Origin of the sequence: Brevundimonas diminuta (genome assembly GCF_039673845.1) — a bacterium.
In the GTDB taxonomy this organism is placed as follows: domain Bacteria; phylum Pseudomonadota; class Alphaproteobacteria; order Caulobacterales; family Caulobacteraceae; genus Brevundimonas; species Brevundimonas diminuta_E.
On the sequence record NZ_JBDJMK010000006.1, the window covers coordinates 164,398 to 188,551 of the forward strand.

Sequence of the window (24,154 nt, forward strand, 5' to 3'; positions counted from 1 at the left end):
ATTGCTGAGAACGATCGTTCTCGTGTTAGGAAACGCCTAGAGAACGGTCGTTCTCCAGGCAAGAGCGAATACGGGAGAGCCGCCATGTCCGCCGACGACGCCGACCGCCTGCTGGACGCCGCAGAAGCCCTGTTCTACGCGCGGGGCTATCAGGCTGTAGGGATGGACGAGATCCGGGCCGCGAGCGGCCTGCCGCTCAAGCGGATCTACGCCCTGTTCAAGGGCAAGGACGCCTTGGCCGTCGCCATGCTGGACCGCCGCGACGACCGGTGGCACGCCGCCTTAGTCGCCCACGTCGCACGCGAAACCGCCCCGAATCAACGCGTGTTAGCGGTCTTCCACTGGTTGGAAAACTGGCTGAAAGGCCCCGGCCATCGGGGCTGCGCCTGGACCAACGCCTTCGGTGAACTGGGCGGCGTCTCGCCCGCCATCACCGAGGCCGCCCGCCGCCATAAAGCGCGCTTCCGCGCCTATCTGGCCGATCTGGCCGCACAGGCGGACGCCACAGCGGTCTCCGCCACCCTCTACCTGCTGGCCGAAGGCTATATGGTTACGACCGGCATCGGCGGCCCAGCGGCCTTTACCGGCAATATCAAGGACACAGCGCAGCGTCTGCTGCCCTCCCCGGCGTCACCCGGGTCGCTTTAAGCCCGTACCGCCCGACTGGCGTCGACGCCCAGCGCCGTTACGGCGGCGGCGGCGATGTGTTCGGCGTTCAGACCGGCCTGAGCGTACATGACCTCGGGCTTGTCCTGATCCTGGAAGATATCAGGCAGGTGCAGGGTGCGGATCTTGAGCCCGCCGTCCAGCGCGCCCTTCTCGGCCAGAAGCTGAAGCACAAAGGCGCCGAAGCCGCCCATGGCGCCCTCTTCCACCGTGATCAGCGCCTCGTGTTCGCGGGCGAGGCGCAGGATCAGGTCGGCGTCCAGCGGCTTGGCGAAGCGGGCGTCGGCGACGGTGGCCGGCACGCCCCTGGCGGCCAACATGTCGGCGGCTTTCAGCGATTCCTGCAGGCGCGTGCCCAGCGACAGGATGGCGACCGAAGTCCCTTCGCGGACGATGCGGCCCTTGCCGATCTCCAGCGGGGCGGCCAGTTCGGGGATGTCGACGCCGACGCCATCGCCGCGCGGATAGCGGAAGGCGCTGGGGCGGTCGTCGATGGCCAGCGAGGTCGAGATCATCGCCGCCAGTTCGGCCTCGTCCGAGGCGGCCATCAGCACCATGCCCGGCAGGGCGCCCATATAGCCGATGTCGAACGACCCGGCGTGGGTCGAGCCGTCGGCCCCGACCAGACCGGCGCGGTCCATGGCGAAGCGCACCGGCAGGGATTGGATCGCCACATCGTGCACGACCTGGTCATAGCCGCGCTGGAGGAAGGTCGAATACAGGGCGCAGACCGGCTTCATCCCGTCGGCGGCCAGACCGGCGGCGAAGGTCACGGCGTGCTGCTCGGCGATGCCGACGTCGAAGGTGCGGTCCGGGAAGGCCTGGCCGAACAGGTCCAGCCCCGTGCCGGACGGCATGGCGGCGGTGATGGCCATGATGGTCGGGTCGACTTCAGCGTGCTTGATCAGCTCGGTCCCGAACACCTTGGTGTAGCTGGGGGCGTTGGACACGGCCTTGGCCTGCTTGCCCGACACCACGTCGAACTTGACCACGGCGTGCAGCTTGTCGGCGCTGCTCTCGGCCGGGGCGTAGCCCTTGCCCTTCTGGGTGACGACGTGGACCAGCACCGGGCGGTCGGTGATGGCCGCCGCATTCTTCAGGATGGGGACCAGATTCTCCATGTCGTGACCGTCGATCGGCCCGACGTAGTAGAAGCCCAGTTCCTCGAACAGGGTGCCGCCGACGATCATGCCGCGGGCGTATTCCTCGGCCTTGCGCGCGGCGTCGCGGAAGGGGCGCGGCATATGGTCGACGAACTTCTTCCCGACCTTGCGGATGTTCTGATAGGCGCCGCCCGAGACCTGCTTGGCCAGATAGGCGCTCATGCCGCCGACCGGCGGGGCGATCGACATGTCGTTGTCGTTCAGGATGACCATCAGCTGGCCGCTGGTGGCCTCGGCGGCGTTGTTCATCGCCTCATAGGCCATACCCGCCGACATGGAGCCGTCGCCGATGACGGCCACGACGCGGTTGTTTCCGCCCTTGGCGTCGCGCGCGGCGGCGAAACCCAGCGCCGCCGAGATGGAGGTCGAGGCGTGGGCCGCGCCGAAGGGGTCGTATTCGCTCTCGGACCGCTTGGTGAAGCCCGACAGGCCGCCGCCCTGACGCAGGGTGCGCATCCGGTCGCGCCGCCCGGTCAATATCTTGTGCGGATAGCACTGGTGGCCGACGTCCCAGATCAGGATGTCCTGCGGCGTCTCGAAGACGTGGTGCAGGGCGACCGTCAGCTCGACCACGCCCAGACCCGCGCCCAGGTGGCCGCCGGTCACGGAGACGGCGTCGATGGTCTCGGCCCGCACCTCGTCCGCCAGCTGTTTCAGCTGGGGAATGTCGAAGCCCCGCGTGTCGGCGGGAAACTTGACGGTGTCGAGCAGCGGGGTGTTGGGCATGGGGATCGGGGGCCTTCAGACGACGGAGCGTCAAACAGTAACCCGCTGAGGGCGGGCGCGTTTCCTATCAGGACCGGCGTTTAAGCACAAAGTCCACGCTGGCTTTGAGGATTTCGGCATCGTGGCCGAACAGATCAAGGTGCGAGCGGGCCTGATCGGCCAGATGCGCGACCCTCTGTCGCGCCGCATCGACGCCCAGCAGGGTGACGAAGTTGGTCTTGCCCAGCGCCGCATCCTTGCCGCCCGCCGCCTTGCCCATCTCCTCGGCCGAGCCTTCGGCGTCGAGAACATCGTCGACGATCTGATAGGCCAGACCGATATCGTGGGCGAAGCTGGTCAGGGCGTGCCACGCGGCTTCGTTGGCGTCGGCCACGATCAGCGGAATCTCGAAGGCGTAGGCGAACAGGGCGCCGGTCTTCAGACGCTGCATCCGGGCCACCCCGCCCAGATCGTCGCGCACCCCCATCAGGTCGATCATCTGCCCGCCCGCCATGCCGCGCGCGCCAGACGCAAAAGACAGACGCCGCGCCAGTTCACAGCGCACAGCCGCGTCGTCGTGGGTGTCTTCATCCAGAATGATGTCGAAGGCCGCCGTCTGCAACGCATCGCCCGCCAGAATGGCCGTCGCCTCGTCATAGGCGATGTGCAGGGTCGGGCGGCCGCGCCGCACGTCGTCGTCGTCCATCGCCGGCAGGTCGTCATGCACCAGAGAATAGGCGTGAACGCATTCCAGCGCGCAGGCGGCGCGCAGGACGGCCCGGTCGTCAGCCTCCAGCATCCGGCCCGCCTCGATGGCGAAGAAGGGACGCAGGCGCTTGCCCGGCCCCAGGGCGGCGTAACGCATGGCCTCGGTCAGGCGGACCTCCGGCCCCTCGGCGCGCGGCAGAAGCTCATCCAGCGCGACCGTGACCACATCGGCGACCTCCGCCACGCGGTCGATGACGGCCTGTTCGGGCGAATTGGCGGCCAGAACGGTCAAAACAGTCTCCCGCCCAGCGGCAGGTCGCGGTCGACGCCGACCAGCACGACATTGCCGTCTCCGTCCGGGAAACCGAGCGTCAGCACCTCGGACATCACCGGGCCGATCTGGCGCGGCGGGAAGTTGACGACGGCGGCGACCTTGCGGCCGTTCAGCTCGTCCAGCGTGTAGTGGTGCGTGATCTGGGCCGAGGATTTCTTGACGCCGATGACGTCGCCGAAGTCGATGGTCAGCTTATAGGCGGGCTTGCGCGCTTCGGGAAAAGGCTCGGCCTTGATGATCTGACCGACGCGCACGTCGACCTTCATGAAGTCGTCGAAACCGATCTGCGGGGCGATGGCGCTGGCGTCCGACATCAGCCGAACTCCGCCGGTTCGGCGCCCTTGGCCTGACCATCGGCGCCGACCACGATCTTCTCGACCCGCAGCTGGGCGGCCTTCAGCCGCGCCTCGCAATGGGCCTTCAGCCGTGCGCCTTCTTCGTAAAGGGCGATGGATTCCTCAAGCGGCGCCTGACCCGATTCCAGACGGGAGACGATGCCTTCAAGGCGCGACAGGGCGTCCTCGAAGCTGAGGTCGGCGGGCACGGCGGGGGAAGCGGATGCGTCGGTCATGATGCGGGCAACCTAGAGAGGCGACGACGCCGCATCAACGGCGAAAGCCGTCACAGATCGTCACCCCCGCCCCGCCGCGCGGAACAGGCGGCTCAGCGCTTCACGAAACGGCGCTGGGACCAGTATTTGAAGCCCTGGTTGTGGGCCAGACGCCAGCCGTGCGCCTTCAGACGCTGGCCGACCATATGGTTGAAATAGCCGTGGGCCAGCACCAGCACATCATGGCCTTCCGAGGCGCGGGCGATCAGCACGCGCGCGGCCTGATCGGCGCGGACCTCGGCCTCGGCGCGGGTTTCCTGTCCCTCATGGTGGTTGAAGGCGTGCCACCAGATGCGGGCGATCACGCCCCAGTAACGCGGCGACAGCTTGATCCACGCCGGGAAATGGGGCGGCGGCAGCGGCGCCTCGATGAACAGGGCGTCGACCAGCACGTCGCGGTCCGGCGCCACGGCGCGGGCGGTTTCCTGCGCGCGCGGACGGGTCGAGGCGTAGATGGCCCCGGCCCCCTCGGCCGCTGTCAGCAGGGCCTGCGGCGGCGTCTGGCCCGCGCGCAGACCGCCGATCTCATAGCGGCCCCACCAGTCGCGATACTGATCCGAGGTGATCATGCATTTGCGCGACAGCGCCGGTTCGCCGTGGCGGGCCAGAGTGATGGCCCCATAGACGGCCTCAGCCTCGGCGGAGCGAGCGGCCGCGACCGGCGTCTGAACTGGGGATTCGGAATGAGTCATGAGTGCAGGAGAAGTCATAGCATGGGGATCAGCCTGTGAAACCAAGGCCTTGGCGTCCCGTAACCTCCCCGATCCCAGCATTGGCGTGCATCGCCGACGACGCACCTTGGAAAAAGGTGGTAGCTCTCGCCGCGCGCCCCTGCAACCACGCAAAGCTGATGATGATGCGATGAACAGGGCGTAGCGCGTCCCGCCGCGCCTTCACCCGGCCCCCGCGCAGCGCTATGCGTCGCAAATGAGCGCCCCTGTGATCCGTCCCGCCCGCCCCGAAGACGCCGCCGCACTGGCCGTTCTGGGGCGACAGACCTTCATCGACACCTTCGTCACCGGCTTCGGCATTCCCTATCCTGCGGCCGACCTGACCGCCTTTCTCGACGCCGGTTTCAACGCCGAAGCCATCGGCAGGAAACTGGATGAGCCCGGCGCCGCCTGGTGGGTGGCCGAACGCGACGGCGACCTGCTGGCCTTCGCCAACGCCGGGCCGAACACCCTGCCCCACCCCGACGGCCGCGCCAGCCACGCCGAGTTGCGCCGCCTCTATGTCGGCAAGCAGGCGCAGGGACTGGGCCTTGGCACGCAACTGCTGAAAATCTCGCTGGACTGGATGCAGGCCAACACCGACGGCCCCCTGTGGATCGGCGTCTGGAGCGGCAATCTGAAGGCTCAGAAACTGTACGCCGCCTACGGCTTCGAGAAGGCGGGCGAGTATCAATATCCGGTCGGCGCCTGGATGGATGACGAGTTCATCTTGCGGCGCGGCTAGGCCGGGGCCAGTCTAAGCCCATGCTGCTGCCCTTCTTCACCGCCCTGCGCGAGGCCAAGGTGCCTGTGTCGCTCAAGGAATGGCTCCATCTGATGGAGGCCATGGACAAGGGCGTGGGGGGCCGCGACGTCGAGGCCTTCTACCACCTGTCGCGCGCCGTCCTGGTCAAGGACGAGAAACACTACGACCGCTTCGATCAGGTCTTCAGCAAGGTGTTCAAGGGGCTGGAGGGCGTCAGCCCCGGCGAAGACATCACCGCCGACATCCCCGAGGACTGGCTGCGCCTGCTGACCGAAAAATACCTGACCGACGAAGAGAAGGCCCAGATCGAGGCGCTCGGCGGGTTCGATCAGCTGATGGAGACGCTGAAGCAGCGTCTGGAAGAACAGAAGGAGCGCCATCAGGGCGGCAACCGCTGGATCGGCACGGGCGGAACCAGCCCCTTCGGCCACGGCGGCTACAACCCCGAGGGCGTCCGCATCGGCGGCCCCGGCCGTCACGGCCGGGCGGTCAAGGTCTGGGAAAAGCGCGAATACAAAAACCTCGACGACACGGTCGAATTGGGGACGCGCAACATCAAGGTGGCCCTGCGCCGCCTGCGCCGTTTCGCCCGCGAAGGCGCGGCCGAGGAATTGGACATCGACGGCACCATCGACGGCACGGCGCGTCAGGGCTGGCTGGACATCCAGATGCGGCCCGAGCGGCGCAATACGATCAAGGTGCTGCTGTTCCTCGACGTCGGCGGCTCGATGGACGGCCATATCCAGCTGTGTGAAGAACTGTTCTCGGCCGCGCGCAGCGCGTTCAAGAACCTGGAGTTCTTCTACTTCCACAACTGCCTCTACGAAGGGGTATGGAAGGACAACCGCCGACGCCACAGCGAACGCATCCCGACCTGGGATCTGATCCACAAATACCCCGGCGACTGGCGCGCCATCTTCGTCGGCGACGCGACCATGTCGCCCTATGAAGTGACCATGCCCGGCGGCTCGGTCGAGCACTGGAACGAGGAAGCCGGCGCCGTCTGGCTGAAACGCGCCCGCGAACAGTGGGACAAGTCGGTCTGGCTGAACCCCGTGCCCGAGCGCCACTGGAGCTACACCCCCTCGGTCGGCCTGATCGGCGAAACCATGGAGCACCGCATGTTCCCCCTGACGCTGGAGGGGCTGGAACGGGCCATGCGGACGCTGGCGCGATAGCGCCTAATCGACCTTGAGCGCACCGAAAACAGGCTGAATTCCCGCCGCACTTTCTTGCCGGAAGACATAACGGCCGGGATGCAGGAAGAAAGTCGCCTCTGTTGAACCCGAAGGCAACAGATAGTGATCCGACGGCGGCCCGGCCATGCTTTCTCCTTGCGGAAAAGCCTGGACCAGCACCGTCTCCTGTGAAGGCGAAACGGGGACCGTGACACGCCTCCGTTCCGGATCGGCGGCCAGCCAGCCAGGACGTCCTGCAACCGCCTCCATCCGGGGATGAAAGACCGAGAGGTCCATTTTGCCGACATAGCTTCGCGTCGCTACGATTTCGCCATCCAAAGAAACCGCAATCGGCTTCTTGGGCGCAAACCGTTCGAGAACAGCAGCAACATGTGGTGGATCATTTTGCGGCTTCATCGCAGGCCAGTTCATGGACTGCTCTATCGTCAACGGATCTATTCCCGTCTTGGCCTTAAGGCGCTCTGCAAACCAGCGGCCACCGCTTCCCGACTGCTCCATGGCGTGGCTATAGCCAACGTAGACAAAGATACGCGCGTCCGGATGCTGCGCCAGAATGTTGGAGATCAGATTATCAGCCTGCGCTTCTTCGCGCACGGCGATCTGGGTCACTCCGTCAGCATCCTGCGACGCCGCCTGATCAAAGCGCTCTTCATAGTCGGCAAAGCGGTAACCCAGACGGGCCGCTTCGCGCACCGTCTCGGCGAATACAGGATCGCGCGTATAGTAGCCGTATCCGGTCAGGAACGGCATGCCCTGACGGTAGCCGCTGATATTTATAAAAGGCACAGGCTGCGGCGGGATGAAGGCTTCGGCCGCGAACCACTCATAACCCAGCGGGCGTAACGCCCGGATAACCTGCGCCGCGAAAGCACGATGGGCCGATACATTGTGCGCCTCATTCAGAATAACGATGCGCGTCTTACCAGCCGCCTCGACAATGGCCTCAAGGGCGTCTTGCGCCTGGGCATGCTCCAGATCGGGACGGTTCAGTTCCACCCACGGAGGTCCCTCCTCCAACCCCACTGCCGTCGCCTCATCCCCTAGAAAGGCCGCGAACTGGCTTAACATCTGACGTGCTGCCGTATCGCCAGCCTCAGATCGAGCTTTCAAATCCAAATAGGCGGGAAGGTAGCGACCCTCGGTAAAAAACCTTTCTTCAGGAGAAAGCGTTTCCTGGGCATGCAACTCCGTTGCAGCAGAAAAGTAAGCGATGACGCCAGCCAACAACGATCGTAGCGCCACATTCCGCAACATCATACGACCAAGGCATCACATACGCCGTTATCTTGCAATATAGAAAAAGCCGCCGTTCCTGAAAAGAACGGCGGCCAGAAGCATCAGACAGATCCTTACTTGCCCTTCAGCGTATCCTTCAGGCCACCGAAGGCGTTCTGGGCCTTGCCTTCGACCTGATCGGCGCGGCCTTCGGCTTTCAGTTTTTCGTCGCCGGTCACCTTGCCGGCGGCTTCCTTGATCTTACCGCCGATGTTCTTGGCGGCGCCTTCGATGCGGTCATGATCAGCCATGAGGAGCTCCCTGTCTTGCGGGCCGCCGGGGCTGGCGGCCTCTCGGGGGAAACAACCCTTTTTTACGGACGAGGTTCCGAGGCTGCGGCGCTGCGTCCGCGCAGCCAGCGGGCCACCGCCCAGCTATGCGCCTCATGCCGCAGGCTGGCCAGGGCGCGCAGCGGCTCCAGCCAGACCAGTTCGTGATCGTCTTCCTGTTTGGTCGACAGATCCGATCCCGTGACGCTGACGATCCAGACGCCGCCGACGTTGTTCACCGGCGCGCCGTCGGACTTCTGGAAATACTGGCCCGCCTCGGTCAGGCGATCGACCGGCTGGACGATCAGACCCGTCTCCTCCCCGAACTCGCGGACCAGAGCCTGCTGTTCCGTCTCATCGGGATCAAGGGCGCCGCCGGGCAGATCGAAATAGGCCGCCCCGTCGCCGCGATCCACGCGCACGCAGGCGATGCGGCCCTCACGTTCGGCCAGACCGAAGACCGCGGGGCGATGCAGATAGTCGAGGCCGGGACGGGCCGTGCCGAACTGAAGCTTCATCCGCGAACATTAACCCTGCAGCGACGCCGGGCGAAAGCCAAAAGCGCGATCAGAGTTCAAACAACAGACAGGCGCGCACGCCCCGATGCGCCGGGTCCACCTCGATCGACGAACGCAGTCCGCCCGCCATCGCCGAGATGATCTTGGAACCCAGACCCGTGCCCTTGGGCGCGCCGTCGCCCATGCCGGGGCCATCATCCTCGACCGTCAGCTGGGCGCGGCGGCCGTCCTCGATCTGTTCGAGGATGACGCGGATCTCGCCCGCAGCGCCCGGCTCATAGGCGTATTTGACGGCGTTGGTGACCAGTTCCGTCACGATGACGCCCAGAGAGACGGCCTGATCGGTCGTCACCTCCAGCGGTTCGGCGCGCAGGTCCAGACGCGGGCCGCCGTCGTCAGGTCCGATCGACTTGCTGAGCTCCTCGACCAGACCGGCCAGGTATTCGTCCATCTGCACCCGCTCGACATTGGCCGAGGTGTAGAGACGCCGGTGAACATGGGCCACGGCCTCGATCCGCACCTGGGCCTCGCGCAGGGCGTCGCGCGCGCCCTCGTCGGCCAGTTGGCGCAGTTGCAGGGAGATGAAGCTGGACACCAGTTGCAGCGAGTTGCCGACGCGGTGGTTCACCTCGCGCAGCAGGGCTTCGGCCCGGTCGCGCGCCTGACGCACCTCTTCCAGCGCCTGTTCGTTCTCGCGCTCCAGCCGACGGCGCAGCAGGGCGTCCTCGGCGGCCGAGCGCAACAGGGCGGTGAAGTCCTCGGACACGTCCTTGATGACATAGTCGGCCGCCCCGGCGCGCAGGGCGGCGACGGCCACGCGGCCGTCCTGCGTGCCGGTGACATAGACCACCGGCGGCGGCGTCGGCAGGGCCAGGATGTCGGGCAGGACGTCCAGACCGTCGCGGCCGGGCATGTAGTGGTCCAGGGCGCAGACGTCGAACTGGCCCGTCTTCAGCGCCTCATAGCCGCTGTCGGCGTCAGGCGCGCAGGTGACCTCATAGCCGTGACGGCCGAGTTCTTTCTGGACCAGCCGGGACAGCCCCCGGTCGTCATCAATATAGAGCAGACGGATAGCGGCCCCCGATTGCGTCACCACGTCAGATCTCGGGCGCCTGCATCACGGATAAAAACAGACCCAGTTGGCGGATGGCGCCCGCGAACGCCTCATAATCCACGGGTTTGGTAATGTAGACGTTACACCCAAGGTCGTAACAGCGCTGAATTTCAACTTTATCGTCCGTCGTGGTCAAAACGACGACCGGGGCGCGGCGCAGGTTCTCGTCCGACTTGACCCGCTCCAGAATATCCGTGCCCGACATGTCCGGCAGATTGAGGTCCAGCAGGATCAGCAGCGGCCCGTCATGGCGCACCTCGTCGCTGAACAGATATTCCAGCGCCGGGTCACCGTGGTCGAAATGCACGATATCATTGGCGATATTCGCCCGCCGGATGTTCTTTTCAATGAGTTTGGCGTGGCCGTGATCGTCTTCGACCATGACGATCTTCACCGAGTGGCTCACAGGCGATCTCCTTGATAGTCACCCAGCATGGTCAGACGTTTCGGAAATTTCAAAACGAAAGTCGACCCCTCGCCAAGCTCCGATTCGACATCGATGGCCCCGCCAAGGCGCCGCACGATATTGCGCACAAAGGCCAGCCCCAGCCCCTCGCCCGGCTGGTCCTGTTTGCCTGAGCGGCGGAACAGTTCGAAAATCCGCTCATGGTCGCGGGGCGACACGCCGCGCCCGTTGTCGCTGATGCGGTATTCCAGCCAGCCGTCCGGCAGTTCCTGCCCCTGAATCTCGACGCGGATGGCGCGCCCCGCGTGCTGATATTTCACGGCGTTGTCGATCAGGTTGCCGAAAATCTGCTCAATGGCCAGACGGTCGCTTTCCAGCTGCGGCAGGTCGCCGATGATGATCTCGCCGTCTGTTTCTGCGACCTGATGGTGGACGGTGTCGGCGATGTTGCGGACCATGGCCGTGATGTTCAGCCATTCCGGCGCCAGCGCACGTCGCCCTTCGCGCGACAGGCGCAGGATGGCGTTGATCAGCCGGTCCATCTTGGCCGTGGAGGTGCGGATGAAGCCGACAGCCTCGGGCGCATCCTCGCGCACGGCGCGCATCGCCTCGGGGTCGACCAGACCGGGATGGGCCGCCTCGACCGCGACCAGCTGTTCATCCAGCTGACGGGCGACCTGCTCCAGCTCCGAGGTATAGCCCATGACGTTGACCAGCGGCGCGCGCAGGTCGTGGCTGACGATATAGGCGAAGCGCTGGATTTCCTCATTGGCGCGGGTCAGTTCGGCGGTGCGGTCGCGGACTTCGTTCTCCAGCCCGGCGTTGACGCGATCCAGCTCGAAGTGCGCCGCCTCGATCTCGGACACATAGCGCCGCACCAGCCAGACGCTGATCCCCGCCAGCACGAAAATCAGGATACCAGCCAGGGCGTTGACCGCCACCGTCACGGCCTGCGCCCACTCCGACTGACGGGTGCGTTCAGCCAGCCGCTTGGCCTCATTGGCGTCGATGGCCGCCAGTTCGACCCGCATGGCGTCCATCAGGGCCTTGCCCTTGCCGCTGCGGATCTGCGCCACCGCCTCGCCGATGCGGCCCGTCCGGGTCAGCTCGATGGTGTTGTCCATCAGCTTCAGCCGCTCATCGGCCATCGAGCGGACCTTGGCCACGCGGGCGCTGAAGCCGGGATCGTCGGCCGCCAGCTTCTCCAGACGTTCAATCACCACCGGCAGCCGGGCGACGGCGTTGTCGTGCACGCCCAGATATTCCGCCCGCGCCGTCAGCATGAAGCCGCGCTGGCCCGTCTCGGCGTCGGTCAGCAGCATCAGCATGTCCTTGGCCGCCAGACGGACCTGCTGACTGTGATCGACGGTGTCGTTGTAGTTTGAGGTCCGCTGGATCATCACCAGCGTCGCCGTATTGACCGCCAGCAGCAGCAGCAGCGCCAGCGCCAGCAGGGCGATGATCGAGCGACTGAGGGTCGGCGTGCGCAGGAAGGCGCCAAAGGTGCGCAGGGCCGGCCGGAAGCGTTTCATATCCCGAACCTTATTCGCCGCCGGAGCCGTGTCCAGCCTTTACCGCACGATGGCCTAGACGGAGCCGACGGTCCGCAGCCGCGCCTTGGGATGAATCTCATTCTGGCTCATCACCACCGTCTGACCCCGGAAGCGTTCGATGATGGAGCGCACATAGGGGCGCACCTGCGGCCCGGTCAGCAGGACAGGGTTCTCGCCCGTCATGGCCGCGCGCTCGAACACGTCGCGGACGGCGCGGATGAAGTCCTGAAGCTTGCTGGGCGCCATGGCCAGCTGCTTGTCCTCGCCCGGCCCGACCAGACTGTCGGCGAAGGCCTGCTCCCACTCGGGCGACAGGGTGACGATGGGCAGGGCGCCGTCGTCGGCCCGGTGCTGCCAGCACAGCTGACGCGCCAGACGGCTGCGGACGTGTTCGACCAGGGTGGAGACGCTGGTGGTGTGCGGCGCCGCCTCGGCCAGACCTTCGAGGATGGCGGGCAGGTCGCGGATCGACACCTTCTCGCGCAGCAGGGCCTGCAGGACGCGCTGAAGCGTCGTCACGGTGACGACCGAGGGGATCAGTTCCTCGACCAGCTTCTGCTCCTCGCCCTTCAACTCCTTCAACAGCTTCTGCACCTCAGCGTAGGAGAGCAGCTCGGCCATATTCTCCTTGAGGATTTCGGTCAGGTGCGTGGTCAGCACTGTCGAGGGGTCGACGATGGTGTAGCCGCGGAAGGTCGCCTCTTCGCGCAGGCTTTCATCGATCCAGGTCGCAGGCAGGCCGAAGGCGGGCTCGCGCGTATGCTCGCCGGGCAGTTCGACCTGACGCCCCGCCGGGTCCATCGCCATCAGGGAGCCGAGGCGCACCTCGCCCGCCCCGGCGTCCATCTCCTTGATGCGGATGGCGTAGCCTTGATTGGACAGGCGCATGTTGTCGAGAATGCGCACGCTGGGCATGACGAAGCCGTACTCCTGGGCCAGCGAGCGGCGCAGGGCGCGGATCTGGTCCGTCAGGCGGCGCCCTTCCAGATCATTGATCAGGGCCAGCAGGGCATAGCCCAGTTCGATCTTGACCTCATCGATGGTCAGGGCGGTGGAGATCGGCTCCTCGACATCCTCCTTGGGCTTGAGGTCGACCGGCTCGGCGGGCGGGGGCTTCAGCCGGTCGCGGCCCAGCTTCCACGCCATGAAGCCCGTTCCCAGCGCCAGCGCCGCAAAGGGCAGCAGCGGCATCCCCGGGATCAGGCCGATCAGCCCCGCCGTGCCGGACACCACGCCCAGCGACACCGGATTGCTGGCCAGCTGGGCGGCGAAGGCCTTGTCGGCCGAGCCCTCGACGCCCGCCTTGGTCACAAGGAAGCCCGCCGCCACCGAGACGATGATGGCCGGAATCTGCGTCACCAGACCGTCGCCGACCGTCAGCTGGATATAGGTGTTGGCCGCATCGCCGACCGGCATTCCATGCTGCAGCACCCCGATCAGCAGGCCGCCGATGACGTTGATGAAGGTGATGATCAGGCCCGCGACCGCATCGCCGCGCACGAATTTCGAGGCGCCGTCCATGGCGCCGAAGAAGGTCGATTCCTGCTCCAGCTCCTTGCGGCGCAGCTTGGCCTGATCCTCGTTGATCAGCCCGGCCGACAGGTCGGCGTCGATGGCCATCTGCTTGCCCGGCATGGAGTCCAGGGTGAAGCGGGCCGACACCTCGGCGATGCGGGTCGCGCCCTTGGTGATGACGACGAAGTTCACCACCAGCAGGATGGCGAAGATGATGACGCCGATGATGAAGTTGCCCCCCATCATCAGCTCGCCGAAGGCCTGAATGATCTTACCCGCGCTGTCGTGGCCTTCCTGACCATTGCTGAGGATCAGCCGCGTCGAGGCCAGGTTCAGCCCCAGCCGGTACAGGGTCGAGACCAGCAGCACCGTGGGGAAGATGGCGAAGTCCAGCGGCCGCTTCATCATCACGGCCGTCATCAGGATCAGCACGCTGGACACCAGCGAGATCGCCAGCAGCAGATCCAGAAGCATCTTCGGGATCGGCAGGATCAACAGCATGATGACGCCGATGACGCCGACCGCCATGCCGACCTCGCCGCGCATCAGCCAGCCGAGCGCGTCACGCCCCGTGGGGCGCGCCATGCCGTCCTTCATCAGGGTCGGCGCGTCAGCCATGACGACGTGCGAAGGTCATGTCGCCTGATGACAGGATTCGCCAGATCTCATCCATGTCAGCCATGCCCCAGCGCCCTAAGCGCCTGCCGGGTCGCATCGGCGATGACCGCCTCGCGCTGGGCGTCGGTCGAATCCTTCGTGGCGTGGAAATAGACCGCGATGACGATGGGCTCGCCGTCGGTCGGATACAGCACGCCGATGTCATTCACCGAACCGTCGCCGCCCGTGCCGGTCTTGTGCGCGACCGTCCAGCCGGAAGGAACGCCCGCCTTCAGGCGCGCCTGCCCCGTCGGCGACGCCACCATCCATTCCAGAAGCAACCGCTTGAAAGCCGACTCGAGCGGCGAGGCCTCCGACAGGATCAGCCGCTCGATATTGCGGGCCGACTGATCCGGGGTGATCGTATCCTTGTCGCCATCGGGGCGGTTCAGTTCCGGCTCCAGCCGGTCAACGCGGGTGCTGTCGTCGCCGATGCCGCGATAGAAGGCGCGCAAAGACTCCAGCCCCCCCATTTCGCGGATCAGGATGTTGGCGGCGGGGTTGTCGCTGACCTCAACCGCGCCCTTCATCAGTTGCTCGATGGTCAGGGTCGAACCCACAGCAGGCTGCGTCAACGGCGCATGGGCGATCATGTCGGCCTGCATCACCGGAATCGCCCGGTCCAGCCGCTCCTGCCCCGCCTGAACGCGCAACAGGGTGGCGGCGGCCAGATACATCTTGAAGGTCGAGCAATAGACGAACCGCTCGTCCCCGCGCCAGTCGGCGCGCTTGCCTTGCGTCAGGACCGAGACGCCCAGACGCCCGCCATGACGGGCCTCCAGCGCCGACAGATCGAGGTCCAGAACGACGGGTTCCGCCGCCGCAGGCTCAGTCCCACGCGCGCACGCGCCCAGCGCCAGCGCGCCCGCGCCGATCAGCAGGGTGCGACGGTCGGCGCGCATCGGATCAAACCGCCGCGCCGTAGGCGGCGGCCACGCCCGACTGGGGCGCCGGGATCGGCGTGCCTGCGTCGGCGTATTCGTTCAGCTTGTTGCGCAGGGTGCGGATGGAGATGCCCAGAATGGTCGCCGCATGGGTGCGGTTGCCCAGACAGTGGCTGAGCGTGTCCAGGATCAGGGTCTTCTCCATCTCGGCGACCGTCTGGCCGACGAAGCTACGGGTCACGGCGTCGGCGGCCTGCGCCGCCTGACCGGCCACGCCCGCGTCATAGGCCGGGGCGGCAGCCGTCGCGGCGCCGTCTCCACCCAGCAGAGGACGGCCGTCTGGCAGGCGGATGGCGTCGACGTCGATCTCGGTCCCCGCCGCCAGCAGGACGGCGCGGTGCATGGCGTTTTCCAGCTCGCGCACGTTGCCGGGCCAGCGGTGGGCGACCAGGGCGCGTCTGGCGTCGACGCCGATGGCGCGCGGCGGCACGCCGTTGGCGGCGGCGTATTTCTTGACGAAGTGATCGGCCAGCACGGCGATGTCGCCGGGGCGTTCGCGCAAGGAAGGCAGACGCAGGTTCACCACGTTCAGGCGATACAGCAGGTCTTCGCGGAACGTCCCCTCGGCCACGGCCTTGGCCAGATCGCGGTTCGAGGTGGCGATGATGCGGATGTTGACCGGCACAGGCTTGGCGCCGCCGACGCGGTCGATCACCCGTTCCTGAATGGCGCGCAGCAGCTTGGCCTGAAGCCGGGCGTCCATCTCGCTGATTTCGTCCAGCAGAAGGGTGCCGCCGTCGGCCTCCTCGAACTTGCCGATCCGACGCGCCACGGCGCCGGTGAAGGCGCCCTTCTCATGGCCGAACAGTTCGGATTCCAGAAGATTGTCGGGAATGGCGGCGCAGTTGACGCTGATGAAGGCCTTGTCCGCGCGGCGCGAGTGGGTGTGCAGATAGCGCGCCATCACCTCCTTACCCACGCCGCTTTCGCCGGTGATCAGGATGGAAGCTTCCGAACGCGCCACCTGATCGGCCAGCTGGATGACGTGCTTCATCGCCGGATCGGCCGAGATCATCGGCCGTTCGTCATCGGCCACGGCGGACAGGACGGCGGCGATCAGATCCGCCTCGGGCGGCAGGGGGATGAACTCCTTGGCCCCGGCGCGGATGGCGTCGGCCGCCTCGCGGGCGTCGGCGTCGACGCCGCAGGCCACGACCGGCACATGGATGCGCTCGGCGTCGTTGGCGGCGATCAGGGCGGCGATGTCGATGCGGTAATCGACCATCAGCAGGTCGGCGCCCTGCCCCCGGCGCAGTTGCTCGGTCGCCTGATCGGCGCGCTCGACGTGCTGGACCTTGGCGCCGTGCGCCATGGCCATCTTTACCGCCGTCGCCAGCTGGCCGCTTAGTCGGCCCACCACCAGAAGACGCATCGCCCTACTCCTTCAGATCCTGTCCGTGACGGGGCGGCCGATCAGGCGCCCGTGTCCTCGGTCTTGATGATTTCCGTCATGGTGACGCCCAGCCGATCCTCGACAACCACGACCTCGCCGCGCGCCACCAGCCGGTTGTTGACGAAGATGTCGATCGCCTCGCCGACCTTGCGGTCCAGTTCGAGCACCGAGCCCTTGTTCAGTTTCAGCAGCTGGGCGACCGACATATGCGCCTTGCCCAGCACGGCCGAGATGTTGACCGGCACGTCGAAGACCGGCGCCAGATCGACAGCGGACTTCTCGCCGCCGTCATCGGCCAGGTTCAGAGCCGTGGACTCGCCGAATTCCTCAAGCGATAGATCGTCGGTGGCCATCAGAAGCCCCTCCTGTCATGAGCGCCGCCTGCAGGGGGCGGCTCGGCATGGCCCGCTTCTGCGGCCAGTGCGGCGTCGAGGGCGGCGGCCACGCGGCCCTCCGCCTCGGCCGGATCGAATTCAGCCCGCCCGTCGGCCCATTCCAGCGCAAAGGCGGCGGCGGGCAGATGCGGCTCATCCCGGAACACCACCAGACCGGAAAAGCCGGACTGGGCGCACAGGGCCTCGATCTGGGCGCGGCCGTCCTCATCCAGGCCGGAGGCGCGGACCAGAAGGCGCGGCGTGGCGTCCATCTCCTGCGCCAGCGCCTCGATGGCGGCCTCCAGCGGGCGGCGCGGGAAACGCTCAAAGGCGGCCGAGCCGATCACCCTCCCGGCGGCCAGCGCCAGTTCAGCGGATTCGCGACGGTGCGCCTCGGCCACATCGCGCAGGGCGGTCGCCGCCTGCGACACCGTCTGCGCCACGATGGACAGGGCCTCGGCGCGCAGGGCCTCGACCTCGTTCAGCGCCTGCTGCCGGGCCTCCAGACGCGCCTGCGCGACCAGAGCCTCGACCTCGGCCGGTGCGAACGAGCGCTTGGTCGGCTGCCAGCTGGAGGCGCGCAGCACGGCGCCGTCGGCCCCGAACTCGGTGTCGAAGGCGAAGGGGACGGCGTTGGAGGTCTGTGCGGTCATGTCAGTAGATCAACTCGTCGTCGCCGCCCTGTCCGGCCAGCATGATGTCGCCGCGCGCCGCCAGATCCTTGGCCACCTGCACCATGGCCATCTGGGCGCTGTCGACGTCCTTGAGGCGGACAGGCCCCATGGAATCCATGTCTTCGCGCATGATCTTCGAAGCGCGCTCGGACATGTTGGAGAAGAACATCTCCCGCAGCGGATCGGACGCCCCCTTCAGCGCCAGCGCCAGCTGATCCTTCTCGACCGCGCGCAGCAGGGTCTGCACCCCGCCCGGGTCCAGACGCGACAGGTCCTCGAACACGAACATCAGGGCGCGGATGCGTTCGGCCGCATCGCGGTTGCGTTCCTCCAACGCGCCGATGAATCGGGCCTCGGTCTGGCGGTCGAAGCTGTTGAAGATGTCGGCCATCAGTTCGTGCGAGTCGCGCTTGGACGTGCGCGCCAGATTGGACATGAACTCGCTGCGCAGGGTCTGTTCGATCTTGTCGAGGATGTCGCGCTGGACCGGCTCCATCCGCAGCATCCGCTGGACGCATTCCAACGCGAAGTCTTCCGGCAGGGCCGTCAGCACGCGCGAGGCGTGGTCCGGCTTGATCTTCGACAGGACCACCGCGACCGTCTGCGGGTATTCGTTCTTCAGATAGTTGGCGAGGACGGCCTCATTCACATTGCCGAGCTTGTCCCACATGGTGCGCCCGGCCGGGCCGCGGATTTCCTCCATCAGGGCGTCGACGCGGTCGCCCGGCATGAAGGAGGCCAGCAGACGCTGCGTCTGCTCATACGACCCCATCAGCGAGCCGGACCCGCCGATGCCGGAAACGAACTCAACCAGCACCTCTTCGACCACGGCGGCGGTGACCGTGCCCAGCCCCGCCATGGCCTGAGAGACTTCCTTGATCTCTTCGTCGTCCAGTTGCTGCCACAGGGCGGTGTGCTCTTCGCCCAGAGACAGCAGAACGACGGCGGCCTTTTCAGGCCCCGTCAGCTTGCGCGCGTCATCGACCGCCGCGCTTTTTGAAACCAGCCGCGCCGCCATCAGGTTTCATGCATCCAGGCGCGCAGGATCGCCGTGGATTCCTCTGGGTGGCTGTCGACGAAATCGGCGACCTTCTTGATCGAGGACGCCTTCACCTGCCCCTCGATGCGGGCGATGTCGATGCGCTGCTCCATGTCGCTGGGACCGGGCAGCATGGGCGCGCCGCCCGGCAGGGTTCCGCCGACGATCTGGGTGTCCAGCGCCGTGACCGGAATGCCGTTCGCCCCGGCCAGAGCCGAAACGCCGCCCTGCCCCGTCGCCGCCTTCAGCAACGGACGCACGACGAAGAAGATCAGCAGCAGGCCCGTGACCAGCAGCACCAGCAGCTCAACCCCGCGCATGATGTCGTTCTTGTCGAAGGCGAACAGGGAGGATCCCTTCTCCTCGCCCGGCGCCGCCGAGGGCTCGCGGTTGAAGCGGACGTTGACGACCTCCAGCTTGTCGCCGCGCGCCTCGTCGATGCCGACAGCGGCGGCGACCAGGGCCTTGATCTGCTGCACTTCCTCTTCGGTGCGGGCGGCGTAGGCGGGCTCGCCCTTGCCGTCGGCGGCCGGGGTGTATTTGCCGTCGACCGCGACCGAGACGGACAGCTTCCGGACCTCGCCCGGCTCCTTCACCGTCGTCGTCGTGGTGTTGGAGATTTCGTAGTTGGTCGTCTCGGTGTTCTCGGCGCGGGTCGAGCCGAGCGGCGTGGCGTTCGGCGCCTCGCCGCCGGGAATGTTGTTCGTTGCGGTGACGCCGCCGTCCTGCTGGCCGGTCGTGTCCTGCGACTGGCTGCCGTTGGTCGAGGTCGAGCGCACGACCTGACCGTCCGGGTCGAACTTCTGCTCTTGCGTCGTCGAACGGCTGTGGTCGATGTCGGCCGTCACCTGCACCCGCGCGGCGCCCGCGCCGACAACGCCCTCGACGATGTCCTTGATGCGGGCCTGCATCTGGGCCTCGGTCGAGGCCTTGGCCGCCTCGGCGGTGGCCGAGGTGAAGCCCGTCTCTTCCGAACCCGCCGCCAGGGTGCGGTTGGCCTGATCCGTCACCGTGACCTTGTCCGGCTTCAGGTTCGGCACGGACGAGGCGACGACGTTGCGGATGGCCCGCACCTGATCCGCCGTCAGGTCGCGGCCCGACAGACCCACCACCACGGCGGCGGTCGGGTCGATGGCGGCCGCCTGAAACATCTCACGACGCGGCATGGTGATGTGGACGCGGGCCGAGGAAATGCCGCGCATCGACATGATGGTGCGCGCCAGCTCGCCCTGCAGGGCGCGCTGTTCGTTCAGGTTCTGCTGAAACTCGGTCTGGCCCAGCACCGACTGGTTGTCGAAGATTTCGTAGCCGACGCTGCCCGAGGTCACGAGCCCCTTGCCCGCCAGCATCAGGCGCGCCGTGCCGACCTCGTCGCGGCTGACGAAGATGGTCGAGCCGTCGCCCTTGGAGGAATATTTAATGCCCGCCTGATTCAGGGCGGCGCTGATCTCGGACGCCTCGCGCAGGTCGAGATTGGAGTAAAGCAGGGCGTCCGGCGCATGGCCCACGCGCAGCATGACGGCGACCAGAACGGCCGCCACGCCCGCGGCGACGCCCAGAATGGCGGCCAGGCGTCCGATGCCGAACTTCTTCAAAGCTTCCGCGAAGCCGCCCACGCCATGCCCCTGCACACACGGGCCGAAGCGACCCGCTAGGCAGAAACTGCCGCCTGCATGGTAAATGCGGCGTTAAGAGGCGTTAAAGAGATAGGAATCCGCAGCCCCTCTCCCGATGGGAGAGGGCTTGAGCGCACGAGAGCGCAGCGATCGTTCTGGCGCAAAGGGGTGAGGGTTCGCGATCGATGAGTTCGCGCGACGGCTGACGCCGACTGACGGGACAAGCCCCTCACCCTTTCACCTTAACCAATCGCCTTCGGCTCTTGGAGGCTCAAGCCCTCTCCCGCCGGGAGAAGGAAGGCAAATGCGCAAAAGAAAAAGGGGCTGCGGGACCATCACGCCCCGCACCCCCTTCGGCGCCCCCGGCGCCCGCCCGCCGTCCGAAGACGGCAGGCTATCTTGTCGAAGGTCTTAGACCTTCTGGGCCTCGGCCTTCTTGTCGGCGGCGGCCTTGATGCGGGCCTCGGCGATGGCGTCGGCGATCAGGTGGGTCGGCTTGTTCTCGGACACCGAACGCTCGAGGATTTCCTCGAAGGTTTCCATCAGGCGCGACAGCTTGCCTTCGACCCACGAGGCGTCATAGGCGCCGCCGGTCTGACGGGCGTTCATTTCCGAGGCGACGTTGATGATGCCGCCGCCGTTGATGACGTAGTCCGGCGAATACAGGATGCCGCGCTTGAACAGCGCGTCGCCGATGTCCGGGGTGGCCAGCTGGTTGTTGGCGGCGCCGCACACGGCCTTGACCTTCAGGCGATCCAGCGTCTGCGGGTTCAGCGTCGCGCCCAGGGCGCACGGGGCGTAGATGTCGGCGGCGACGTCATAGATGGCGTCCGGGGCGACGATCTCGGCGCCGGTCTTGGCGGCCACGGCTTCCAGGTTGGCCTGGTTGACGTCGGTGATGATCAGCTTGGCGCCGGCCTTGTGCAGCTTCTCGGCCAGATAGGCGCCGACGTGGCCCACGCCCTGCAGGGCGACGGTCAGTCCGGTCATGTCGTCCTGTTTGAACAGGCGGCGCGCGACGACCAGGTTCGAGCGGAACACGCCCTCAGCCGTGACCGGGCTGGGATCGCCCGAGGCTTCCGGGCCGTCCTTCAGGCCCAGGACGTATTCGGTGACCTTGCGCGCTTCGGCGATGTCCTCGACCGAGGTGCCGACGTCTTCGGCGGCGTAATAATGACCGCCCAGACCGTTCAGATAGCGGCCAAAGGCGTGGAACAGTTCGGGCGACTTCTGGGTGCGGCTGTCACCGATGATGACCGACTTGCCGCCGCCCATCTCCAGATCGGCGATGGCGTTCTTGTAGCTCATGCCCTTGGACAGGCGCAGCACGTCTTCCAGCGCCTCGGCCGAGGAAGCGTAGTTCCACATGCGGGTGCCGCCGACGGCCGGGCCGCGTGCGGTCGAGTGCACTGCAACAATAGCCTTCAGGCCGGTTTTCTCGTCAAAGAAGGCGTGAACGCCTTCATGGTTCGCGAAAGAGGGAGATTCAAACAGCGTCGTGCCCATGACAGGCCTTTCCTGGGTATTTTTTGTGCGCATGGACATACGCGCCCCTCGCCGAAACGGCAAGCACGTCCATACATCGGCGCCCGGCTTCAGCGCCCCCTGCGGATTTCGCCCGTCATTTCCGTTATTTCTGCGAACGAAGGCGCCGTCAGCTCCAGGCCGTCAGCGCCGGCTTCGCCCTCTCAAAGCGCGCCATGACCCACCGCCGCGCCGGCGTCTCGAACAGCTTCCAGCACAGCCAACTGGCGACCAGCATCCCCGCCAGCCAGATCACGCCGATCAGAGGCGACGGCTCCAGGAACGGGATTCGCTTCAGCACCACGCTGGTCGCTTCCAGCAGGGAGCCATGCAGCAGATAGATGGAATAGGACGCGCCACCCAGCACCACGCCCGGCCCTACGCTGAGAATGCGCGGCGCCGACACGGCCGTCATCCACACGACCGCCGGGAAGACGACGGCCAGCAACAGCAACTCGACGCCCAGCACGGTGAAGCGCCGATCCAGCACGACATAGGCCGCCACGACCATGACCAGCGCCAGCGCGCCCAGCGCCATCATCGGATGCGCCACCCCCTGCCCCTGCGACCGCGCCAGGAAACCGCGCGCCACCATCATGCCCAGGCAGAAACCGGTCAGCGCGCGCAGCCCCCCGATATGGAAGTTGGCCAGTTGCCAACCGCCGTCCACCGACCCCATCGGCCAGGTCGCCGCCGCCAGAGCGACCAGCGCAGCCGCCCCGACGACGGGCAGGAACTTCAGGCCCGCCTTCGCCCAGACGACGAAGACGAGCGACATCACCATTTCCCAGAAAATCGACCAGCCCAGATCGACATAGGGGAACAACACCCCCGCATCATGCAGCCCAGTCGTATTCAACATCGCCGGTATCATCAGCAGGCCGCTGATCAACGCATAGATCGACGTCCCCAGCTCTGCGCCCAGATTGCCGTTCGCGGCCAGCCACAGGGTCGTCAGGGCGAATCCCATCAGCGTCGCCAGTACATAGAGGGGATAGAGCCGCGCCACGCGCCTGAGCATAAAGCCCCGGGCATCCATCGGCCGCTGGGCGCCGGGCAGCAGCAAATGGGCATAGCGATAATAAAGAACAAAGCCGCTCAACACGAAGAAGAAGTCGACCGCCACATAGGCGTGCGGCGCCAGGGCGCTGAGCCCGAACAACGGCGTGGCGTGCATCAGGCAGACGGACAGGGCGGCCAGCCCTCGCAGACTGTCAAGCGCGGGCAGATGAGGACGAGAGACGTTCATCCGCATCGCCTACGACAATCGCGGTTATCATATGTTCAATATTGGAGCAGCTTCGCCATTCAATGCGGTTCGCCGCCCGCCTGCAGGCTTGGCAGCACCGGCGGCGCACCTGAAGGCAGAGGGCGCGATGGATCGCGCAGCCACGATTCCACATCGGCGAACATGACCTCGGCCTGAAGGTCGCGGTTCAGGATGTGCCAGCCGTGGGCGTAGTAGCCGGTCGTCAGGTTCGGCCGCTCGCCGGCCTGCTCCAGCGCGCGGCGCATGGGGGCTTTAGTGATGATCTGGTCGTTGGCACCGTACAGCAGCAGCGTCGGCTTTTCGACATGGCCCAGACGCCGCGTCGCCGTCTCCATCAGATCGACCAGCCCATAGAGGGAATCAAACCGCGTCGACAGGATCGACAGCGGGTCGCGGCCGTTGCGGATCAACTCCAGAGTATTGTCCGAGGCGCGGATGTTGCGCACGGCGAACGACGGCGGCTCGACTACCTTGGCGCCCATCAGGCGCGCTGCGGCCCACAGGCCCGTGCGGTTGAAGACGCTCTGGCTGGACCAGCCCCAGACGCCCGGCGCCAGCAGCACCACGCGATCGGCGTCCGGCGGCGTGTCAGAGCCGAAGGCGGCGATGGCGGACGAGCCGCCCATGCTTTCGCCCGCCACCACGATCAGGGCGCCCGGCCTTTGCGCGCGGACAAGAGCGACGATGGTGCGCAGGTCTTCGCTGGTCAGGCTTTCAGCGGCGAACTCGCCTCGGTGCGGCGCAAGGCCGAAGCCGCGCTGGTCATAGGCCCAGGTCTCGATGCCGCGCTGCGCCCACCACGGCCCGGCGAAGCGGAAGGAGGCGTAGTGGTCGTTGAACCCGTGCAGGGCGATAATGACAGCCCACGGCGCCTGATCTTCCGGGCTCCAGCGCAGATAGGGCAGCCGCGCCCCGTCCTGCACCACAAAGGCGCCGCGTCCCAGGGTTCCTTCCTCGATACGCGGGCCAGCAAAGCCTGCAGGCGGCGTCAGCGGCAGCTGGACGTGCGGCGTGGCGCAGGCGGACAGGGCGAGGGAAAGAAGCACGGCGCACCATCGTCGTCCTTCTCCCCTTGTGGGAGAAGGTGGATCGCGAAGCGAGACGGATGAGGGGTCGGTCGACGGCGCCCTCGCCATCAACCGCTTGAGACGC

The 24,154-nt window shown here is 66.5% G+C and carries 24 protein-coding genes; 3 read left to right on the forward strand and 21 right to left on the reverse strand.

All coding sequences use genetic code 11. The features are described 5' to 3' along the window. The first annotated feature begins 84 nt into the window (after nt 1–84). Entirely contained in the window at nt 85–648 is a 564-nt protein-coding gene (locus ABE454_RS08315; protein WP_346530813.1) for a TetR/AcrR family transcriptional regulator, read from the forward strand. Here ABE454_RS08315 and dxs read toward each other — a convergent pair. From dxs to ABE454_RS08340, 5 genes are all read right to left on the reverse strand, one after another. Then, the gene (gene dxs / locus ABE454_RS08320; protein ID WP_346530815.1) at nt 645–2,555 is read right to left on the reverse strand and encodes a 1-deoxy-D-xylulose-5-phosphate synthase; all 1,911 of its coding nucleotides are present in this window, start codon (nt 2,553–2,555) and stop codon (nt 645–647) included. The genes ABE454_RS08315 and dxs overlap by 4 nt on opposite strands. A gap of 67 nt (nt 2,556–2,622) precedes the next feature. After that, nucleotides 2,623–3,495: a polyprenyl synthetase family protein gene (locus tag ABE454_RS08325; protein ID WP_346530912.1), complete on the reverse strand. Its 873-nt coding sequence runs from the start codon at nt 3,493–3,495 to the stop codon at nt 2,623–2,625. 35 nt (nt 3,496–3,530) lie between these two features. Continuing rightward, the gene (locus ABE454_RS08330) at nt 3,531–3,890 is read right to left on the reverse strand and encodes a tRNA-binding protein (protein WP_346530817.1); all 360 of its coding nucleotides are present in this window, start codon (nt 3,888–3,890) and stop codon (nt 3,531–3,533) included. After that, nucleotides 3,890–4,147 carry an exodeoxyribonuclease VII small subunit gene (locus ABE454_RS08335; RefSeq protein ID WP_346530819.1) on the reverse strand — a complete coding sequence of 86 codons (258 nt, stop codon included), beginning with the start codon at nt 4,145–4,147 and terminating at the stop codon, nt 3,890–3,892. Before ABE454_RS08335 ends, ABE454_RS08330 begins: the two co-directional genes overlap by 1 nt. Before the next feature lie 92 nt (nt 4,148–4,239). Continuing rightward, complete coding sequence (locus ABE454_RS08340) at nt 4,240–4,878, reverse strand: histidine phosphatase family protein (RefSeq protein ID WP_346530821.1); 639 nt, start codon at nt 4,876–4,878, stop codon at nt 4,240–4,242. 247 nt (nt 4,879–5,125) lie between these two features. On the opposite strand from ABE454_RS08340, the gene ABE454_RS08345 reads away from it, so the two are divergent. Next, entirely contained in the window at nt 5,126–5,641 is a 516-nt protein-coding gene (locus ABE454_RS08345) for a GNAT family N-acetyltransferase (RefSeq protein WP_346530822.1), read from the forward strand. Between the two features lie 20 nt (nt 5,642–5,661). Further along, nucleotides 5,662–6,840 carry a vWA domain-containing protein gene (locus tag ABE454_RS08350; protein ID WP_346530823.1) on the forward strand — a complete coding sequence of 393 codons (1,179 nt, stop codon included), beginning with the start codon at nt 5,662–5,664 and terminating at the stop codon, nt 6,838–6,840. 3 nt (nt 6,841–6,843) lie between these two features. On the opposite strand, the gene ABE454_RS08355 is transcribed toward ABE454_RS08350, so the two are convergent. The 16 genes from ABE454_RS08355 to ABE454_RS08430 all read right to left on the reverse strand — a co-directional run bounded on the left by ABE454_RS08355 (nt 6,844) and on the right by ABE454_RS08430 (nt 24,048). Further along, nucleotides 6,844–8,085 carry a hypothetical protein gene (locus ABE454_RS08355; RefSeq protein WP_346530825.1) on the reverse strand — a complete coding sequence of 414 codons (1,242 nt, stop codon included), beginning with the start codon at nt 8,083–8,085 and terminating at the stop codon, nt 6,844–6,846. A 125-nt stretch (nt 8,086–8,210) separates the two neighbouring features. Beyond that, a complete protein-coding gene (locus ABE454_RS08360) occupies nt 8,211–8,387 on the reverse strand; it encodes a CsbD family protein (RefSeq protein WP_346530826.1) in 177 nt (58 codons plus the stop codon). A 62-nt stretch (nt 8,388–8,449) separates the two neighbouring features. After that, nucleotides 8,450–8,923: an NUDIX domain-containing protein gene (locus ABE454_RS08365; RefSeq protein ID WP_346530828.1), complete on the reverse strand. Its 474-nt coding sequence runs from the start codon at nt 8,921–8,923 to the stop codon at nt 8,450–8,452. Nucleotides 8,924–8,972: 49 nt separating this feature from the next. Next, nucleotides 8,973–10,019 (reverse strand): histidine kinase dimerization/phosphoacceptor domain -containing protein, encoded by a 1,047-nt coding sequence (locus ABE454_RS08370; protein ID WP_346530829.1) that lies wholly within the window; start codon nt 10,017–10,019, stop codon nt 8,973–8,975. Between the two features lies 1 nt (nt 10,020). After that, nucleotides 10,021–10,443 carry a response regulator gene (locus ABE454_RS08375; RefSeq protein ID WP_346530830.1) on the reverse strand — a complete coding sequence of 141 codons (423 nt, stop codon included), beginning with the start codon at nt 10,441–10,443 and terminating at the stop codon, nt 10,021–10,023. Next, nucleotides 10,440–11,975: a sensor histidine kinase gene (locus ABE454_RS08380; RefSeq protein ID WP_346530831.1), complete on the reverse strand. Its 1,536-nt coding sequence runs from the start codon at nt 11,973–11,975 to the stop codon at nt 10,440–10,442. The genes ABE454_RS08375 and ABE454_RS08380 overlap by 4 nt, the downstream gene beginning before the upstream one ends. Before the next feature lie 54 nt (nt 11,976–12,029). After that, a complete protein-coding gene (gene flhA / locus ABE454_RS08385) occupies nt 12,030–14,129 on the reverse strand; it encodes a flagellar biosynthesis protein FlhA (protein WP_346530832.1) in 2,100 nt (699 codons plus the stop codon). 56 nt (nt 14,130–14,185) lie between these two features. Then, nucleotides 14,186–15,070, reverse strand: coding sequence for a class A beta-lactamase (gene bla / locus ABE454_RS08390; RefSeq protein ID WP_346530833.1), 885 nt, complete (start codon nt 15,068–15,070; stop codon nt 14,186–14,188). Nucleotides 15,071–15,074: 4 nt separating this feature from the next. Then, on the reverse strand, nt 15,075–16,484 hold the full coding sequence (locus ABE454_RS08395) for a sigma-54-dependent transcriptional regulator FlbD (protein WP_346530834.1): 1,410 nt from the start codon (nt 16,482–16,484) through the stop codon (nt 15,075–15,077). 41 nt (nt 16,485–16,525) lie between these two features. Beyond that, the gene (gene fliN / locus ABE454_RS08400; RefSeq protein WP_346530835.1) at nt 16,526–16,858 is read right to left on the reverse strand and encodes a flagellar motor switch protein FliN; all 333 of its coding nucleotides are present in this window, start codon (nt 16,856–16,858) and stop codon (nt 16,526–16,528) included. After that, nucleotides 16,858–17,532 carry a flagellar assembly protein FlbE gene (locus ABE454_RS08405; RefSeq protein WP_346530836.1) on the reverse strand — a complete coding sequence of 225 codons (675 nt, stop codon included), beginning with the start codon at nt 17,530–17,532 and terminating at the stop codon, nt 16,858–16,860. The genes fliN and ABE454_RS08405 overlap by 1 nt, the downstream gene beginning before the upstream one ends. A gap of 1 nt (nt 17,533) precedes the next feature. Continuing rightward, complete coding sequence (fliG, locus tag ABE454_RS08410) at nt 17,534–18,571, reverse strand: flagellar motor switch protein FliG (RefSeq protein ID WP_346530837.1); 1,038 nt, start codon at nt 18,569–18,571, stop codon at nt 17,534–17,536. Then, nucleotides 18,571–20,208, reverse strand: coding sequence for a flagellar basal-body MS-ring/collar protein FliF (fliF, locus tag ABE454_RS08415; RefSeq protein ID WP_346530838.1), 1,638 nt, complete (start codon nt 20,206–20,208; stop codon nt 18,571–18,573). Before fliF ends, fliG begins: the two co-directional genes overlap by 1 nt. A gap of 411 nt (nt 20,209–20,619) precedes the next feature. After that, entirely contained in the window at nt 20,620–21,714 is a 1,095-nt protein-coding gene (locus tag ABE454_RS08420; RefSeq protein WP_346530839.1) for a Glu/Leu/Phe/Val family dehydrogenase, read from the reverse strand. A gap of 148 nt (nt 21,715–21,862) precedes the next feature. Next, nucleotides 21,863–22,981: an acyltransferase family protein gene (locus ABE454_RS08425; RefSeq protein ID WP_346530841.1), complete on the reverse strand. Its 1,119-nt coding sequence runs from the start codon at nt 22,979–22,981 to the stop codon at nt 21,863–21,865. 59 nt (nt 22,982–23,040) lie between these two features. Further along, the gene (locus tag ABE454_RS08430; RefSeq protein WP_346530842.1) at nt 23,041–24,048 is read right to left on the reverse strand and encodes an alpha/beta fold hydrolase; all 1,008 of its coding nucleotides are present in this window, start codon (nt 24,046–24,048) and stop codon (nt 23,041–23,043) included. Nucleotides 24,049–24,154: the final 106 nt, after the last annotated feature.